General features: G+C 69.3%; 15 protein-coding genes, 1 pseudogene and 1 riboswitch. Of the genes and pseudogenes, 6 read left to right on the top strand and 10 right to left on the bottom strand.

The annotated features are described in order from the left end of the window. Window positions 1-3: 3 nt before the first annotated feature. A complete protein-coding gene (locus tag G3I56_RS12585) occupies window positions 4-537 on the bottom strand; it encodes a TerD family protein (RefSeq protein ID WP_164409009.1) in 534 nt (177 codons plus the stop codon). Between the two features lie 188 nt (window positions 538-725). Between G3I56_RS12585 and G3I56_RS12580 the strand changes: the two genes are divergently transcribed. Then, window positions 726-899 (top strand): hypothetical protein, encoded by a 174-nt coding sequence (locus G3I56_RS12580; protein WP_164409007.1) that lies wholly within the window; start codon window positions 726-728, stop codon window positions 897-899. A gap of 165 nt (window positions 900-1,064) precedes the next feature. Here the strand turns inward: G3I56_RS12580 and G3I56_RS12575 are convergent. Next, window positions 1,065-1,238, bottom strand: a pseudogene (locus G3I56_RS12575) (sodium-independent anion transporter); the annotation flags it as partial. Between the two features lie 135 nt (window positions 1,239-1,373). Here G3I56_RS12575 and G3I56_RS12570 point away from each other — a divergent pair. From G3I56_RS12570 to G3I56_RS12555, 4 genes are all read left to right on the top strand, one after another. Further along, window positions 1,374-1,778 carry a MerR family transcriptional regulator gene (locus G3I56_RS12570; protein WP_164409006.1) on the top strand — a complete coding sequence of 135 codons (405 nt, stop codon included), beginning with the start codon at window positions 1,374-1,376 and terminating at the stop codon, window positions 1,776-1,778. Window positions 1,779-2,000: 222 nt separating this feature from the next. Further along, window positions 2,001-3,206, top strand: coding sequence for a beta-propeller fold lactonase family protein (locus tag G3I56_RS12565; RefSeq protein ID WP_164409005.1), 1,206 nt, complete (start codon window positions 2,001-2,003; stop codon window positions 3,204-3,206). 338 nt (window positions 3,207-3,544) lie between these two features. Then, the gene (locus G3I56_RS12560; RefSeq protein ID WP_164409004.1) at window positions 3,545-3,976 is read left to right on the top strand and encodes an NfeD family protein; all 432 of its coding nucleotides are present in this window, start codon (window positions 3,545-3,547) and stop codon (window positions 3,974-3,976) included. 4 nt (window positions 3,977-3,980) lie between these two features. Continuing rightward, entirely contained in the window at window positions 3,981-5,018 is a 1,038-nt protein-coding gene (locus G3I56_RS12555) for an SPFH domain-containing protein (RefSeq protein ID WP_164409003.1), read from the top strand. 692 nt (window positions 5,019-5,710) lie between these two features. Here the strand turns inward: G3I56_RS12555 and G3I56_RS12550 are convergent. The 8 genes from G3I56_RS12550 to G3I56_RS45015 all read right to left on the bottom strand — a co-directional run bounded on the left by G3I56_RS12550 (window position 5,711) and on the right by G3I56_RS45015 (window position 13,652). After that, a complete protein-coding gene (locus tag G3I56_RS12550) occupies window positions 5,711-6,124 on the bottom strand; it encodes a hypothetical protein (protein WP_164409002.1) in 414 nt (137 codons plus the stop codon). Continuing rightward, entirely contained in the window at window positions 6,121-7,161 is a 1,041-nt protein-coding gene (locus tag G3I56_RS12545; protein ID WP_164409001.1) for an LLM class flavin-dependent oxidoreductase, read from the bottom strand. Before G3I56_RS12545 ends, G3I56_RS12550 begins: the two co-directional genes overlap by 4 nt. 75 nt (window positions 7,162-7,236) lie before the next feature. Then, complete coding sequence (locus G3I56_RS12540; protein WP_164409000.1) at window positions 7,237-8,061, bottom strand: DUF1684 domain-containing protein; 825 nt, start codon at window positions 8,059-8,061, stop codon at window positions 7,237-7,239. Continuing rightward, window positions 8,058-9,809, bottom strand: coding sequence for an ABC transporter ATP-binding protein (locus tag G3I56_RS12535; protein WP_239134843.1), 1,752 nt, complete (start codon window positions 9,807-9,809; stop codon window positions 8,058-8,060). The genes G3I56_RS12540 and G3I56_RS12535 overlap by 4 nt, the downstream gene beginning before the upstream one ends. Continuing rightward, window positions 9,806-10,732, bottom strand: a complete 927-nt coding sequence (locus G3I56_RS12530; protein ID WP_164408997.1) for an ABC transporter permease — start codon at window positions 10,730-10,732, stop codon at window positions 9,806-9,808. The genes G3I56_RS12535 and G3I56_RS12530 overlap by 4 nt, the downstream gene beginning before the upstream one ends. After that, window positions 10,729-11,688 carry an ABC transporter permease gene (locus G3I56_RS12525; protein ID WP_164408996.1) on the bottom strand — a complete coding sequence of 320 codons (960 nt, stop codon included), beginning with the start codon at window positions 11,686-11,688 and terminating at the stop codon, window positions 10,729-10,731. Before G3I56_RS12525 ends, G3I56_RS12530 begins: the two co-directional genes overlap by 4 nt. Before the next feature lie 3 nt (window positions 11,689-11,691). Then, complete coding sequence (locus G3I56_RS12520) at window positions 11,692-13,317, bottom strand: ABC transporter substrate-binding protein (protein ID WP_164408995.1); 1,626 nt, start codon at window positions 13,315-13,317, stop codon at window positions 11,692-11,694. Between the two features lie 212 nt (window positions 13,318-13,529). Beyond that, window positions 13,530-13,652, bottom strand: a complete 123-nt coding sequence (locus G3I56_RS45015; RefSeq protein ID WP_343239929.1) for a putative leader peptide — start codon at window positions 13,650-13,652, stop codon at window positions 13,530-13,532. Window positions 13,653-13,680: 28 nt separating this feature from the next. After that, window positions 13,681-13,790: riboswitch (SAM riboswitch) on the bottom strand. A 366-nt stretch (window positions 13,791-14,156) separates the two neighbouring features. Here G3I56_RS45015 and G3I56_RS44690 point away from each other — a divergent pair. Next, a complete protein-coding gene (locus G3I56_RS44690) occupies window positions 14,157-14,291 on the top strand; it encodes a hypothetical protein (protein WP_275406694.1) in 135 nt (44 codons plus the stop codon). Window positions 14,292-14,477 lie beyond the last annotated feature (186 nt).

Here is a 14,477-nt window from a genome sequence, read left to right as displayed (position 1 = left end):
CGGTCAAGGTTGTGGGACGCTGCCCATCTCCGCGCTGAAGAGGGCGGGGTCGCTGTCGAATCCCCGGACCATCTCGCGAAATGCCCAACCTTCGGAGGCATTCCGGGTGAACTCCGCGAACGTCGCGGCAGTTGATCCGGAGAGCTGTGCGAAGTCGTCCTTCAGTAGTTGCCTGTACCCCTCGACGACCAGTACTCCGGCGTTCGACAGGTCGCCGAATGTCTTGGGGCCGCTGTTCTGATGGATCGCCACGCCTACGACCACTCGTGCGAAGGAGGAAGCGAGGCGATCGAGCTCCAGGGTCATCGCTTCGACGTAGCCGAGGCCTTGACCGGTCTGGCTGTGCCGGCTCATGTTGATGGTGCCGTCCGGTGAGCGGCTGTCGAAGTGGACGATGTACACAGGCCGCCCGTAGGGGGCGTCCGCCGAGTAGGTGGCGGCGATGATGTCGAGATGGTGGGGTGGCTGGTTCCAGGGGCTCGGGTCCCACTTGAGCCGTACCTCTGCCTTCCCCACACCCTGGCTGTCACTGTTCACTGGGTAAATGCCTCTCCCCTCCGAGCTGCTGCGGGATGATCCCCCACTTGGTCAAGTATGGCTCTGGGGAATCCTGTTGAAGCCTTGTGCGGCTGACTCCTTCGGCGGACGGGTGCGTTTCTCTCCGAACAGCGCACTCGTCACTGCGGCGGTTGCCAGGACTCCTCACCCGGGCAACCGTCCCGGTGATGCCGGTCGGTGCCGTCCGCGCGACCGTTCGCGGGCTGCTGACGGGCCAGGTGCTGAGGATGGCCACGGACGGGGCGGCCATGCGCTGGGGCCTGTGCCTGTCCGCCAGCCTCGGCGGCGGTGTCCCGGCCGTTCTGACCTGGGGCCCGGTGGCGGGAGTCACGCTGCCGTGACGCTGCGGGTGGCCGTGATACGCACGGAGAGCGCCGATGCCACGGCTTCCGCCCAGGACCCTGCCCGGCTGTAGCAGTGCTGCCTGGTCCTTGACCGACCGGGCACCGCTTCTGCGTCCTTGGCCCTCCGGGCGGCAGGCGGGCGCACGACGGCGTCGGACGTGGTCAGTGGCTGCCGGTGAGTTCGCCGCTGAGCGTCTTGTGGATCCGGGCGCTGGGTTCGTTCAGGCCGATGATCTCGACGGTCCTGCCGCGCTGGGCGTACTTGGTCTCGATGGCGTCCAGGGCGGCGACGGAAGAGGCGTCCCAGATGTGGGCGGCGGAGTCGCTGATGACCACGAAGCTGGTCGACGAGATCACCGACACCCAATGACTGGCGCGTTCCTGATGGTGCTGCACGGGACGGCGTCCCGCACCACGGGAACGGGCACGGCAGGCAGCCGGCCCGAGTGAGAGACGAGGAAGGCACCCCGCGTGAGCAGCGAGCACATGCAGATCGGCGAGGTCGCCACCCGAACCGAGCTGTCACTGCGCACCATCCGGCACTACGAGGACACCGGCCTCGTCATCCCCTCCGCCCGCTCCCAGGGCGGCTTCCGCCTCTACACCGAGGCCGACGTCGCCCGCCTGATGGTCATCCGCCGTATGAAGCCGCTCGGTTTCACCCTCGACGAGATGCGCGCCCTGCTCGACACCACCGACCGCCTCGACTCCGGCGAGGAACTACCGCCCGTAGACCGTGAGCAACTGCTGGAGCGCATACGCGGGTTCGAGCAGGCCGCCCAGCAGCGGGTCGCCGATCTGCGTACGCAGCTGGCCCGGGCGGAGGAGTTCGCGACCACGCTCGCGGAACGCCTGACGAGGACTCCCGCGTCCTGAGCAGTCCCGGATCCCTGTTCCTCTCGGGTCCTCAGGCTGTGGGACGCAGCCTCGTCGCCGGGAGAACCGACAGTGGCAGCCTGTGGACGGTGTGCCGGGCGGGCAGACCTTACGAGAGCCTGACGTGGTGGTGAAACCCCTCGTGGCCCGCTCGTCCCGCAGGTAACTCTGGTGCTGCGCGCCGCCGTTCCGTGGTGGCGGCGAAGGTCCTAGGAGCAATGCATGAGCAGGCACACCAGGCGCAGGTCATCGCTACAGGTGCGGCTGACCGTCGCCGGAGCAGGGATCCTCGCCGCGGTGGCGGCCGTCACCACGGTGAACTTCGCCTCCGCCGGGGAACCGCAGCGGTCCGGGCGCACGGCCAAGGCCGGCCACGCGGTCTTCGTACAGGGCAACGAACTCGCAGGTAACACCATCCACGCCTTCGAGCGCGGTGACGACGGCGCGCTGAGTCCTGCGGGCAGCTACGCGACCGGCGGCAAAGGAGGGGACCAGGTCGACGCGCCCACCGACTCGCTCGCGTCCCAGGGCTCCCTCGTCTACGACGACAGGTCGGGCTCACTGCTTGCGGTCAATGCGGGCAGCGGCACCGTGACCTCGTTCCGGGTCCAGGGGCAGAAGCTGACGAGCCGCCAAGTCATCTCCTCCGGCGGGGACTTTCCCGCATCGATCGCCGTCTCCGGCACGCTGGCGTACGTCATGAACGCGGGCGGGGAAGGCAGCGTCCAGGGATTCCGGATCACCGCGAAGGGCCTGGTGGCGTTGAGCGGTTCCCATCGCTCGCTCGGACTGGACAACGAGAAGGTGCCGCTGTTCAGCAGCTCGCCCGGGCAGGTCGCGTTCACGCCGGACGGGCGTGCGCTGGTCGTCACCACCAAGTCGGCGAACACCGTCGAGGTCTTCCCGATGCGGCGCGACGGACGCCCCGCCCATCGGCCGGTGGTCAACGACTCGGCGGGCGGAGTACCGTTCGCGATCACCTTCGACAAGGGCGGCCGGATGCTGGTGGCCGAGGCCGAGAAATCGACGGTGAGCACGTACAAGGTGCACGCCGACGGAACCCTCAAGGTCGTCCAACGGCCCCTGGCCAACGGCCAGAACACGCTGTGCTGGCTGGAGCGGGCCGGCGACTTCTTCTACGGCGGCAACACCGGCAACTCCACCGTCACCGGCTACCGCACCGACCGGCACGGAAGGCTCGCGCTCAGCAACGACGTCGGTATCGCCACCCCGCCCTCGGCCATGTCGCAAGGCGTGATCGACCTGGCGGTGACCAGGGACGAGAAGTTCCTGTACGTGCAGAACGCCGTCTCCGGTACGGTCGACGGCTTCCGCGTCGGCAGGAACGGCTCGCTCACCAAGGTCACCACCGTCACAGGACTGCCCTCCTTCGCCGAGTCCGGCATGGAGGGCATCGTCGCGGTGTAAGGAAGCGGCCACCGCGGCCCGACGCCCCGGACATCCTTGTCCGGGGCGTCACGCGTGTGAGCGGTCGTGCTGACGGTGTCCGGCGGCGTGGAGTCGGACGAAGGAGGCGGACCCAGACGGCCCCAGCTCTTCGCGCTGCGGAATTCGCGCGGACCTTCTCCCTGCGGGTAAAATTGCCGTAAAGGCATGAAGTGGCTCGCTCGGGGCGCATATTGCACAAGTGCATCACCGGTTGTCGGCAGATTTCCTTTCCCCAGGGGTATCGCGGCTGTCTCGTATCGAGGTGCAATGGTAGGAGTCAGGCCCTTCGCGCCCGCACCGGTCAGAAGAGGCACGCAATGGATCCATGGCTGATCTGGTTGATCGTCGCAGCCGTGTTGGCTGTGGCGGAGATCTTCACCCTTACTGCCGCGCTCGGACTGCTGAGTGCGGCCGCGTTGGTCGCGGCGGGGTCCGCAGCGGCCGGGCTGCCGCTGCCCTTGCAGTTCTTTGTGTTCACGATCGTTTCCACAGTCACCGTGCTGTTCGTGCGCCCCGTTGCGCTGCGCCACGTGCTCCGGCCCCAGGTGGAGCGATTCGGTGTGGACGCGCTGGTCGGCAAGGCTGCCTACGTCGTATCGGAGGTGACGGGCCTGGGCGGCAGGGTCCGTATCGACGGTGAGGAGTGGACGGCCCGCGCCTACGACGAGACGCTGGTGATTCCACCAGGAAAGACCGTCGACGTCATGGAGATCAGCGGCGCCACCGCGATCGTCTACCCCCGGGACTGAAGCCATGGAAACCTCAGCGTTCCTCATCACCGGCCTCGTCGTCGCGCTGATCGCGGTTTTCACCGTGGTGCGGGCGGTCCGTATCGTGCCCCAGGCCCGCGCTCGCAATGTCGAGCGGCTCGGCCGCTACTACCGGACTCTGGATCCCGGCCTCAGCCTCGTCATCCCTTTCATCGACCGGGTTCATCCGGTGATCGATCTGCGGGAACAGGTCGTTTCCTTCAAACCGCAACCGGTCATCACCGAGGACAACCTGGTCGTTGAGATCGACACCGTGCTCTATTTCCAGGTGACCGACCCGCGAGCGGCTTTCTACGAGATCGCGAATTTCCTTCAGGCGGTCGAACAACTCACCGTGACCACCTTGCGCAACGTCGTGGGATCCATGGATCTGGAAAAGACCCTCACCTCACGGGACACCATCAACAGCCAGCTCCGTGGCGTGCTGGACGAGGCCACCGGGAAGTGGGGGCTGAGGGTCAACCGGGTGGAGATCAAGGCCATCGACCCGCCGCAGTCCATCAAGGACGCGATGCAGAAGCAGATGCGAGCCGAGCGGGACAAGCGGGCCGCGATTCTCGGGGCCGAGGGGCAGCGCCAGTCCCAGATCCTCACCGCCGAAGGCGACAAACAGGCCGCCGTCCTGCGCGCGGAGGGTAACCGTACCGCTGCGATCCTCCAGGCCGAGGGCCAGTCCCGGGCCATCGACGAGGTGTTCCAGGCCGTACATCGCAACGACCCCGACCCCAAGCTGCTCGCCTACCAGTACCTTCAGACGCTGCCCCAGCTCGCGCAGGGCTCGGGCAACAACTTCTGGGTGATCCCCAGCGAGATCACCTCCGCACTCCAGGGCATGTCCCGCGCCTTCACCGAGGTGCTGCCCCAGTCGCCGGCCACCCGCGAGAAACCTTCGGACGACATGGTCACCCAGGCCGCCAACGACAAGGCCCAGGCCGCCGAAGCCGCTGCCGAGGCCCTCGCCGAAGCAGCAAAGGCCGAGCGCGTCACCCCCGATACCCTCCCGTCCCACCCGCCTCGCTGACGGCGGTCGGTCGGGGCTGGAGTCGCGCTGATTGCCCGAGCCCGGCCGACGGAGGCGAGTTCCGCATGCGTGCGGCTACGAGTTTCGTCTACATGCATCGCAGCGTCTGCCATGGCTCCGGCCTACCTGGCCAGGTGTCGGATTCGGTCGGCGAGCGGCGCTTCGAGGCCTGCGGTCCCCAAGGGGGAACCGTGCTCGCCGTCGCGGGCCCGGGAGCGGGGTGAGCCGCCCCTGACACGCGTCCGGCATCGGCATCGGAATCGGCACGACGGGGTGGTCAGGGCAGGTCGAAGCGGTGGCGGGGAGCGGACCAGTCCGCTGCCGCCGTCACCGCCCGTTCGACGTCCTCGTCGAGGAGCAGCCGCGTAGAGGTCGGTGCGGCTCGGTACGACGGCGACGGCCATGCCCTGCACGTCGTTCCCGCCCTCTTGCAGCCGGGCGAACCGCCAGGCCCGCGCCGGTATGTCCTCCGGCGCGCTGTGCGGGTAACGCCGCCGGGTGAGCCGCGCGGTGGGCTCGCCCCGCTCACTGACCGGTACGGCCCGTGTACTCGTCCAGCGTGACAGCGGAAGCGACAGCGTGGGCTCCTGCACGATGAAATCGGCCGTCGTCAGGCCCCGTACGGGCTCCCCGCCGTGCGTCGCCACCGGGAGGTCGAGCAGCAGACGGCCGTCGCCGGGCAGCAGGTCGCCCTACCACGCGCCGAAGACGACCGTGTGTCCGCGCCGCATCAGATAGCCGTCGCCGGCGTCGGCGAGTGTGCGCGGGCGATTGGTGTGCGGGGTGTCGCAGAAGTACTGCACAGCCCGCTTGTTGCCCCGGTTGCCCCAGTCGAAGAACAGGCGACGCCGCCCGCCGCCGACCGGCCGGAGGATTTCGACGTCCCCGCTGAACCGCACCCTGCCCGTGCTGTCGCGCGGTGCGAGTGCGAGGTCGGTGATCGAGTCGTGGGCGGGTGCGTCCGGATCGACCGAGTAGTGGGCCGTGGCGGTGATCACTTCGTATGCCCCGCTCCCGGCGAAGCGATGACCGTCGGCGAACGGCTCACGGGAGTGGATCTCCAGCCGCACCGGTGACTCCTGCGGCTCGTGCGGAGCGTGGCTCATCGGCCCGCTCCGTGCAGCGGTGCAGAGTCGGGCCGCCAGCCCAACTCGGGGGCGATCAGGTGCCGTACGTCGTGCAGGATCTGTTCGTAGTCGGACCGGTGAAACTCGTAGGGCAGCTCAAGGCGCAGCTCCGGGACGGCCGCGACCACGGGATCCGCGGCCAGTTGCTCCAGGATCTGGTCCGCCGTCCCGACCACGTCCGGGGCGAACAGGATCCGCTTCGGGCCCTGTGGCGCCAGGGTTCGCGCGTGCCGACTCGCCGCGTACTCCCGGTAGCGGGCGCGGGTGGACGCGTCCGCGCTGTCGAAGGGCACGATCACCCGACCCAGCGCCACCCGTGTCGGAGGCTCCCCGGAGAGGGCGCGCCGGTACTCGGAGAGCAGGGCGAACTGGGCCGTGGTGAAGTCGTCGGTGCCTTGGCCGGTGACGATGTTGCCGCTGAGCAGGTTCAGGCCGTGCTCACCGGCCCACCGGACCGAACGCAGACTGCCGCCGCCGTACCAGACCCGGTCCACCAGGCCGGGGTTGTGCGGCTGCAGGCGTGGCCGCTGGGTGTTGCCGGGTGACTGGATCACCGTGTCCGGGCCGCCGAGGTAGTCGCCGCGCAGATGGTCGATCAGGCGGGCGATCCTGCCGTACGACAGGTCGAAGCCGCGCCAGTCCCCGTCGTACACCAGGTCGCCGAGGAGTTCGGCGTGCGGCATGCCGGTGCTGAGCCCGACCTGGAGCCGGCCTCGGGACAGGACATCGGCCAGCGCAAGGTCCTCGGCGAGCCGGAACGGGCTCTCGTACCCGATCGGGATGACGGCGGTCCCCAGCTCGACCCGCTCGGTGCGCTGACCGGCCGCGGCGAGGAAGACCGCGGCCGAGCCGACACCGTGTTCGAGATGGCGTTGCCGGATCCACGCGCCGTCGAAGCCGAGCCGTTCGCCGTACTCGAACAGCTGTAGCGTCTCCTCCAGTCCCGTGTACGGGTCGTCGTCGGCGAAGTTGCCCGGGGTGAGAAAGGCCAGCGAACTGATCGCGGGGGTGCTCATACGGCGTTCTTCCGTCCTGGTCCGGTCCTGGTCGGGTCGGGGTCGTCTGGGGGTCGTCCTGGTGGCGCCGGGTGTTCAGGACCCGCCGCGCTCGCGCGGGAGCTTCTCTCCGGCCTCGATCGCCACGGGCAGCCGGTTCTCGGCCGGCGGCAGCGGGCAGGTGGCCAGGTCGGTGTAGGCGCAGGGCAGGTTGGTCGCCCGGTTGAAGTCCAGGACGACCGTGCCGTCGGCGGCGGGCGCACCGAGGGAGAGAGCCCGGTTGGCCGCGTAGGTGGTGACCCCGGAGGTTGCGTCGGTGAACAGCACCAGCAGACTGCCTGGGCCGTGCCCGGGGAACGCCGTCAGGGCCAGCGGACGTCCGTCCAGCTCGAACTCGACCCGGCCCGGTGCGTCGTACACGTGCTCGAGGCCCTCGACCGCAGCGCCCACGGTCGTCGGTCGCGGCTCGTCGAAGGCCGTGTAACGGCCGGTCACCGACCAGCGGGGCTGCGGGGCGTAGGCGGGCGTGCCGGTGAACGCGGTGCGCAGCGGATTGTCCGGGTGCCGGGGACGGACGATGTCGTGTCCGCCGCGCTTGGCCACCTCAATCACGGCGTCACCCCAGACCGCGTTGACCCCGCCGCGCTCCGGGATCACCCCGAAGCGGTGCTCGCCGTGCACGGGAGTGCCGTCGACGACCAGTTCCTCACCGTCGCCGAGGACCACGACGACCCCGTCGGCGCCGGTCGACCAGGCGCCCGGAGCGTCCGGGAAGCGCTGCGGCTCGTCGGCGAGCCAGTGCAGGCCGGTGACGGCGAGGAACCCGTGCGGGTCGGCGAGCCGTGTCTCCTGCCCGGTGTGCCACTCCTGCCAGTCGTGGGTGAAGGCGGACAGGTCTGCGGTGGTGTCCTGAACGGTCATGCGTTTTCCTTCTCTGCCTCTTCGAGTGTTTCTTCCAGCGGTTCGGCCTCGGCCGTGGTGTGACGGCCGCCGGGAATCGCCGCGAGCAACTCGCGGGTGTAGTCGTGGCGCGGGCGGGTGAAGAGCTCCTCGGCGGTCCCCGTCTCGACGACCCGGCCTGAGCGCATCACGGCGACGTGGTGCGCGATCTGGCGTACGACGGCCAGGTCGTGCGAGATGAACAGGTACGCCACTCCGGTGTCGGCCTGCAGTTCGGCGAGCAGTTCGAGTACCTGGGACTGGACGGACACGTCGAGCGCGGACACCGGTTCGTCGCACACCACCAGGTCGGGGGAGAGCGCCAGGGCGCGGGCGATCGCGACGCGCTGCCGTTGGCCGCCGGACAGCTCCGCCGGGCGGCGCTCCAGCGTCGACTTGGGCAGCGCGACCCGTTCGAGCAGTTCACCCGCCCGGGCGAGCCGCGAGACACGGTCACCGACCTTGAACGCGCGCAGCGGCTCGGTGATCACCTCGCCGATGGCGAACCGGGGATCCAGTGAGGCGTACGGGTTCTGGTAGACGAGCTGGGCCCGGCGGCGCAACTGCCGTGCCTGCGCCCCGCCTGCGGTCGTGATGTCGGCGCCGTCGAAGACGATGCGGCCGGAGGTCGCGTCGGTCAGCCGGAGCACCAGACGGGCGGTGGTCGACTTCCCGGAACCGGACTCGCCGACCAGGGCCAGCGTGCGGCCCCGGTGGAGGGTGAAGCTGACGTCGTCGACGGCGCGCAGCGTGCGGGCCGAGCCCGCGGTGCGGGGGAGCCGGAACTCCTTGACCGCGTTGCGCACCTCGACCAGCGGCGCGGCTTCGGCAACGGAGGTGGCCGCGAGCGGGAGCGGGACCCGGGGGCGTGCGGTGGCCAGGCTCGGGGCGCTCGCCAGCAGCCGTCGGGTGTACTCGTGCTGCGGATCGCCGAGGATGGCACGGGTCGGACCGGCCTCGACGACCCGTCCCTCGGACATGACGACGATCCGCTGCGCCCGGTCGGCGGCGACGCCGAGATCGTGCGTCACCAGCAGCACCGCCGTGCCCAACTCCTCGGCGAGGTGCTGGAGATGGTCGAGGATGACCCGCTGCACGGTGACGTCCAGCGCGCTCGTCGGCTCGTCCGCGATGATCAGCTTGGGCCTGCCCGCGATGGCGACGGCGATCAGGGCGCGTTGCTGCATCCCCCCGGACAGTTCGTGCGGGTACTGCCGGGCACGGGTGGCGGCGTCGGGCAGCCCGGCCCGGTCCAGGATCGCGATCGCGTCCGCCGGGGCGGAGCGGCGGGTCGCCAGCCCGTGGATGCGCAGCACCTCGGCGACCTGTTCGCCGATGCGTTTGACCGGGTTGAGCGACACCGTGGGGTCCTGGGGCACCAGGCCGATCTGCGCACCGCGTACGGTTCGCAGCTCCTGCTCCGACAGCGCGGCGAGGTCGTGCCGCCCGAAGCGGACCGTCCCGGCGTCGATTCCGCCGTTCGCCGCCAGGAGCCGGACGATCGCGTGCGCGGTCGTGCTCTTGCCGGATCCGGACTCGCCGACCACCGCGGTCACCTGGCCCGGCCACACGTCGAGGTCGACGCCCCGAACGGCCGGTACGGTGCCGCCGCGGGTGCGGTACGACACCGTCAGGCCCCGTACCTCCAGCAGGGGTTCCGGTGTGTTCGTCACGTTGCCACCCGTTCCGGGGTCGTTGGGCGTGAGGTCGGTCGCCGTGGGGCCGGTCATCGCTGTCGGGACCATTCGCCGTCCAGCGCTCGCGCGATGCGGTTGGTGGCCAGCACGGTCGCGGCGATCGCCAGACCGGGCAGTGCGGTGAGCCACCAGGCGTTGCCCAGATAGTTGCGCCCGTCGGCGATCAGCGTGCCCCACTCCGGCGCCGGCGGCGGTGCCCCGTAGCCGAGGAAACTCAGCGACGACACGGCCAGGACGGAGGTGCCGAAGTCGAGGGTGGCCAGGACCATCACCGGGCCCGCAGCGTTGGGCAGTACATGCCGGCCGAGGACCGAGTACCAGCGGGACCCGCACGAGCGGGATGCCTCGACGAAGACCGCCTGCCGCACCCGCAGCACCTCCGCGCGCGTCACCCGGGCGAAGGCGGCGACGCTGGCGGCCCCGACCGCGACCGCGACCTTCACAGTCCCGTAGCCCAGGGCGGTGACCAGCGCCAGGGACAGGAACAGCGCCGGGATCGACAGCAGTACGTCGACGAAGCGCATCAGCACGTCGTCGACCCAGCGGCCGACGAACCCGGCGACCAGCCCGATGAGACCGCCGACCACGAAGGCGACCGCCACCGCTATCAGAGTGGCCTTCAACGACAACTGGGCACCGTGCACCACCCGCGAGAACAGATCGCGTCCCAGTTCGTCGGTGCCGAACCAGTGTGTGCCGCTGGGGCTGCTGAAGTTCTGCGACGGCACCCCGCGCAACGGGTCCTGCGAGGTGAACAGACCCGGCCAGAAAGCGGCCAGCACCACGAGGACCACCACGAGAACCGACACCAGCAGGCCGGGCCGGCGCACGAGGAACCGCAGGACGCGCCGCGGTTCGAGACCTCGCCCGGTCTTCGGGCCGATGCCGGGTTCGACCGGACGCGGCAGGCCGAGCGCGGCGCCGGTGGCGACATCGTCGACGAGGGGCTGGGTCATGCGAATCTCCCCTTGCTGCCGGAGGCCACGACGATCCGCGGGTCGAGGAGCGGATAGACGAGGTCGACGATCAGATTGGCCAGTACGAAGATGAGCGCCCCGAACACCACGACCCCCTGGACCAGCGGGAGGTCCTGGGCCGTGACCGCGGCGGCCGTCACCCGGCCCAGGCCGTCGCGGGAGAACACGGTCTCGACGACCACCGAACCGGCGATCAGCTGCCCGGCCAGCAGTCCTACGACCGTCAGCGCCGGCAGTGACGCGTTGCGCAGCGCGTGCCGCAGATGAATACGCCAGGGTCCGGCGCCCTTGGCCCGCGCGGTCTCCACATAGGCCTGATCGAGGGCTGTGAGCAGGCTCTTGGCCAGTACCTGTGCGACCAGCGCGCCGGTCGGGATCGCCAGCGTCAGTGCCGGCAGGACCAGGCCCCGCAACCCGTCGTTGCCGAACGCAGGGAACCAGCGCAGCCGGAAGGAGAACAGCTCGACGAGCAGCAGCCCCACCCAGAAGGTCGGCACCGACACACCCAACGGCGGCAACGACAGCAGCAGTTGCCGCAGCCACCGCCGCGAGGTGTAGGTCGCCAGCACCGCGAGACCGCCGCCGAGGAGCACCGCGAGCAACAGCGCCGTACCGGTCAGGGCCAGGGTCTGCGGCAGCGCGTCGCCCAGGGCCGAGGTCACCGGACGGCCGGTGGAGACCGAGTCGCCGAAGTCCCCGCGCACAGCCTTGCCGAGATAGTCGGCGTACTGCACCAGCACCGGCTTGTCGAAGCCGTACTCGTGCCGGAGCCTGGCGAGCTGCGCGGGATCGACCTGCCCGGAGTCCGCCCCGGCGCCGGCCATCGCCGACACCGGGTCACCGGGCAGGAGGTCCAGCACCAGGAACGAGACCGTGTAGGCCGCCCACAGCACCCCGAGCGCCTGCGCGACGCGCTTGATCACATACCGGCGCATGCGCTAGCCGATCCAGGTGTCGTGCAGCTGGATCCGGCTGGAGGCCTCGAAGTCGAGGTCGTGCACCTTCTTCGCCACCCCGAGTTGGGTCTGCAGCTCCACCACGGGCACCACATAGGCGTTCCGCACGATCAACTGCTGTGCCTGGGCGACCAGTTGCTCACGCTTGGCCGCGTCGACGGTCGCCGCCTGCTGGGTCAGCAGGGAGTCGAGCGGGCTCGTCGGCAGGTGGTAGAAGTTGGCCAGCTTCGTGGAGAACTGGCTGCGCAGGATGTCCGGGTCGGCGCGGGTGATGTTGCCCCACACGGCGTCGAAGTCACCGGCCTGCAGCGTGGTGGCGAACTGGGTGATCTGCCGTTCCTTGAGCACGATCTCAATGCCGACGTCCTTCAGTTGCTGCTGAACCAGCTCCAGCGCGGGCTGGTTCGTGGCCGCGTTGGCGAACCATGTGACGTCGAGGCTCAGCCTGGTGCCGTTCTTCGTCCGGATGCCGTCACTGCCCGCCTTCCAACCGGCCGCATCCAGCAGGGACTTCGCCCTCGCCGCGTCAAAGGAGAGATCCGAACCGAGGCTCGTGTAGTCCGGGGTGGTGTGCGCGAGGATGCTGGTGGCCGGCTGGGTGCCGGTCGGGAACACGGCGTCGACGATCTGCTGCCGGTCGATGGCGAACAGGATCGCCTGACGCACCTTCACGTCCTTCAGTACGGGACGGGAGTTGTTCAGTCCCAGGTTGAACACGTTGCCCGGGTTGGCTCGCCGCAGCAGGTTCACCTGGCCGCCCTTGAGCGCCGCTTCGTTGGCCTTGGCGACGCTGCTGATCGCGTCGACCTGCCCGGACTGCAGACTGCCGGTGCGCACCCCGGCCTCGGGTACGACCTTGAACACCACCTTGTCGAGGTAGGCCTCGCCTTCCTTGCTCCACAGCGAGGAACCCCAGGCGTACTTGGTGCGCTTGGCCAGGGTGATCGACTGGTTCTGCACATACTGCTTCAGCGTGAACGGGCCGCTGCCGACGATTCCCTCGCTGCACTTCTGCTGCGGGGACTTCTTCGCGCTCGCCGAGGACTCGATGCCCAGCGAGAACGTCGAAGTCGCCTGCAGGAACTGCGCGTTGGGCTGCGCGAACTTCACCCGCACGGTGAGCGGGTCGACCACGGTCGTGCTCTCCAAGCCGCTCAGGTATCCCTGGGCGAGGGTGCCCAGGGCGCCGAGCTTCGGTACCGCGTCGAAGTTGTCCTTGACCGCCTGCGCCGTCAGCGGTGTCCCATCGCTGAAGGTGACGCCCGATCTCAGGTGGAAGGTGAAGGTCGTCGCGTCCGAGCTGACGTCCCAGCTCTTGGCCAGCCACGGCACGATCTTGCCGGTCTTCGAATCCTGGTCGGTCAGGGAGTCGACGATCTGGCGCAGCGAGTAGATGGTCTCGTTGCTGGCGACCTGCTGGGGATCGACGCAGCCGGAGTCGGAACCCACCGCGAAGGTCAGTGTGCCGCCGGACGTCGCCCGGCCGCTGTCGTTGCTCGAACTGCTGCCGCTGCCGGACGAGCACGCGGTCAGCAGCACGCTGGTGCTGAGGAGTGCGGTCAACGCGGCCCATCGGGGGCCGGGGCGGGAATCCGGATGCGCAGTCACGGAAAGGTTTCTCCTACTCGAAAGCCGGCACGCACGGGTGCGTGCGGACCAATGGAGATGCGTGGACGGAGCCGCGCCCAGGAAACGGCGACACCGCGAGAAGAGGCCAAGGGACCAAGAGGCCATGAAGGGAAAGGGGGGAAGGAGGTCCGCTGCGGGTTCGAACCCGGAGGTGCCGACGGTGAATGCCGACAGTCAGCTGTGGGACGTGGTCAGCCGCGACACAGACAACTGGAGATGCGCTGCAGGTCGATGTGACGTCGCCGGGAGAACCGGGAAAGAGCCGCCACGGCAGCGCTGGAGGGGCTGGAGACGCTGCTGTGCCGCACGCTCATTCCTCCATGTCCGGGCCCCCGCGACGGGGCCACGCGCTTGCCGGGTCGGCGACCCGGCCGGGCTTTCACCTGGAGCACCCCACCGCGTCGGAGGGTTGCCGGTCAGCTAGCCAGGGCTTGATGCTGACACTCGATGCCAGTTGAAAGTTACCGATCGCCGCCGCAATTCGTCAATGTCATGAGGTGGCCGGACCGCGCGCGGCGGCGAATCCCATGTGCTGAGATGCGGCTCCGTGCCGTACTCGGTCGAGTTCCGGTGCCTGCCCGCCGTCGGCACGGCGCTCACGACCTGGGCCGTCAGGACATCACCCTGTACGACGGGTCGCCGGAGGAGTGGTTCCAGGATCCCTCCCGGCCGCTCGCGCAGACCCCATGACGTGGTCAGGGCTGCCGAATTGGCCGTCTCACCTGATGGTCACTCGCATTGACATCCCTTGTCGGGACATGCCTAACTTGCGGCGCAGACCAAGATGCCTCAGGGCCGGAGAAGTGATGGTGACAGCGATGTACGCAGCTGACGGGACGACCGCACTGCGGCGCCTCGGCCGCGTCCTGCTGTGCACGGACCGCTCCGTCGACCTGCTGCGCGTCAACAGCGCGCTCTGTACGGCCACTTGCCGCACCCTCTGTCGAGGCTGACGGCTTTCTGAGGCTCTGTTTCTGAATCTCCGAGTCTCGGACTTTCTCTGACGACCACCGTGTTCGCGGTGTGCCCTCTCCCTGCCCAGCTCCCGTTCCGCGTGTACCCCGTGCGTCGTCTCGTGCCGAGCCGCTCCCGGGCGGCGCGGTGCTGCCGCCCTCCGCGGTCCTGGGTGTCCGAAACCG

Origin of the sequence: Streptomyces sp. SID12488 (assembly GCF_010548275.1) — a bacterium.
Taxonomy (GTDB): Bacteria; Actinomycetota; Actinomycetes; order Streptomycetales; family Streptomycetaceae; genus Streptomyces.
The sequence above is the reverse complement of the archived record's forward strand: the minus strand, read 5'-3'. Positions and strand labels throughout refer to the sequence as shown.

Coding starts and splice junctions, on each gene's coding strand:
- G3I56_RS12580 (WP_164409007.1), top strand. CDS start 726: ATGCCGGTCGGTGCCGTCCGCGCGACCGTTCGCGGGCTGCTGACGGGC.
- G3I56_RS12565 (WP_164409005.1), top strand. CDS start 2,001: ATGAGCAGGCACACCAGGCGCAGGTCATCGCTACAGGTGCGGCTGACC.
- G3I56_RS12560 (WP_164409004.1), top strand. CDS start 3,545: ATGGATCCATGGCTGATCTGGTTGATCGTCGCAGCCGTGTTGGCTGTG.
- G3I56_RS12555 (WP_164409003.1), top strand. CDS start 3,981: ATGGAAACCTCAGCGTTCCTCATCACCGGCCTCGTCGTCGCGCTGATC.
- G3I56_RS12550 (WP_164409002.1), bottom strand. CDS start 6,124: ATGAGCCACGCTCCGCACGAGCCGCAGGAGTCACCGGTGCGGCTGGAG.
- G3I56_RS12545 (WP_164409001.1), bottom strand. CDS start 7,161: ATGAGCACCCCCGCGATCAGTTCGCTGGCCTTTCTCACCCCGGGCAAC.
- G3I56_RS12540 (WP_164409000.1), bottom strand. CDS start 8,061: ATGACCGTTCAGGACACCACCGCAGACCTGTCCGCCTTCACCCACGAC.
- G3I56_RS12535 (WP_239134843.1), bottom strand. CDS start 9,809: ATGACCGGCCCCACGGCGACCGACCTCACGCCCAACGACCCCGGAACG.
- G3I56_RS12530 (WP_164408997.1), bottom strand. CDS start 10,732: ATGACCCAGCCCCTCGTCGACGATGTCGCCACCGGCGCCGCGCTCGGC.
- G3I56_RS12525 (WP_164408996.1), bottom strand. CDS start 11,688: ATGCGCCGGTATGTGATCAAGCGCGTCGCGCAGGCGCTCGGGGTGCTG.
- G3I56_RS45015 (WP_343239929.1), bottom strand. CDS start 13,652: ATGAGCGTGCGGCACAGCAGCGTCTCCAGCCCCTCCAGCGCTGCCGTG.
- G3I56_RS44690 (WP_275406694.1), top strand. CDS start 14,157: ATGTACGCAGCTGACGGGACGACCGCACTGCGGCGCCTCGGCCGCGTC.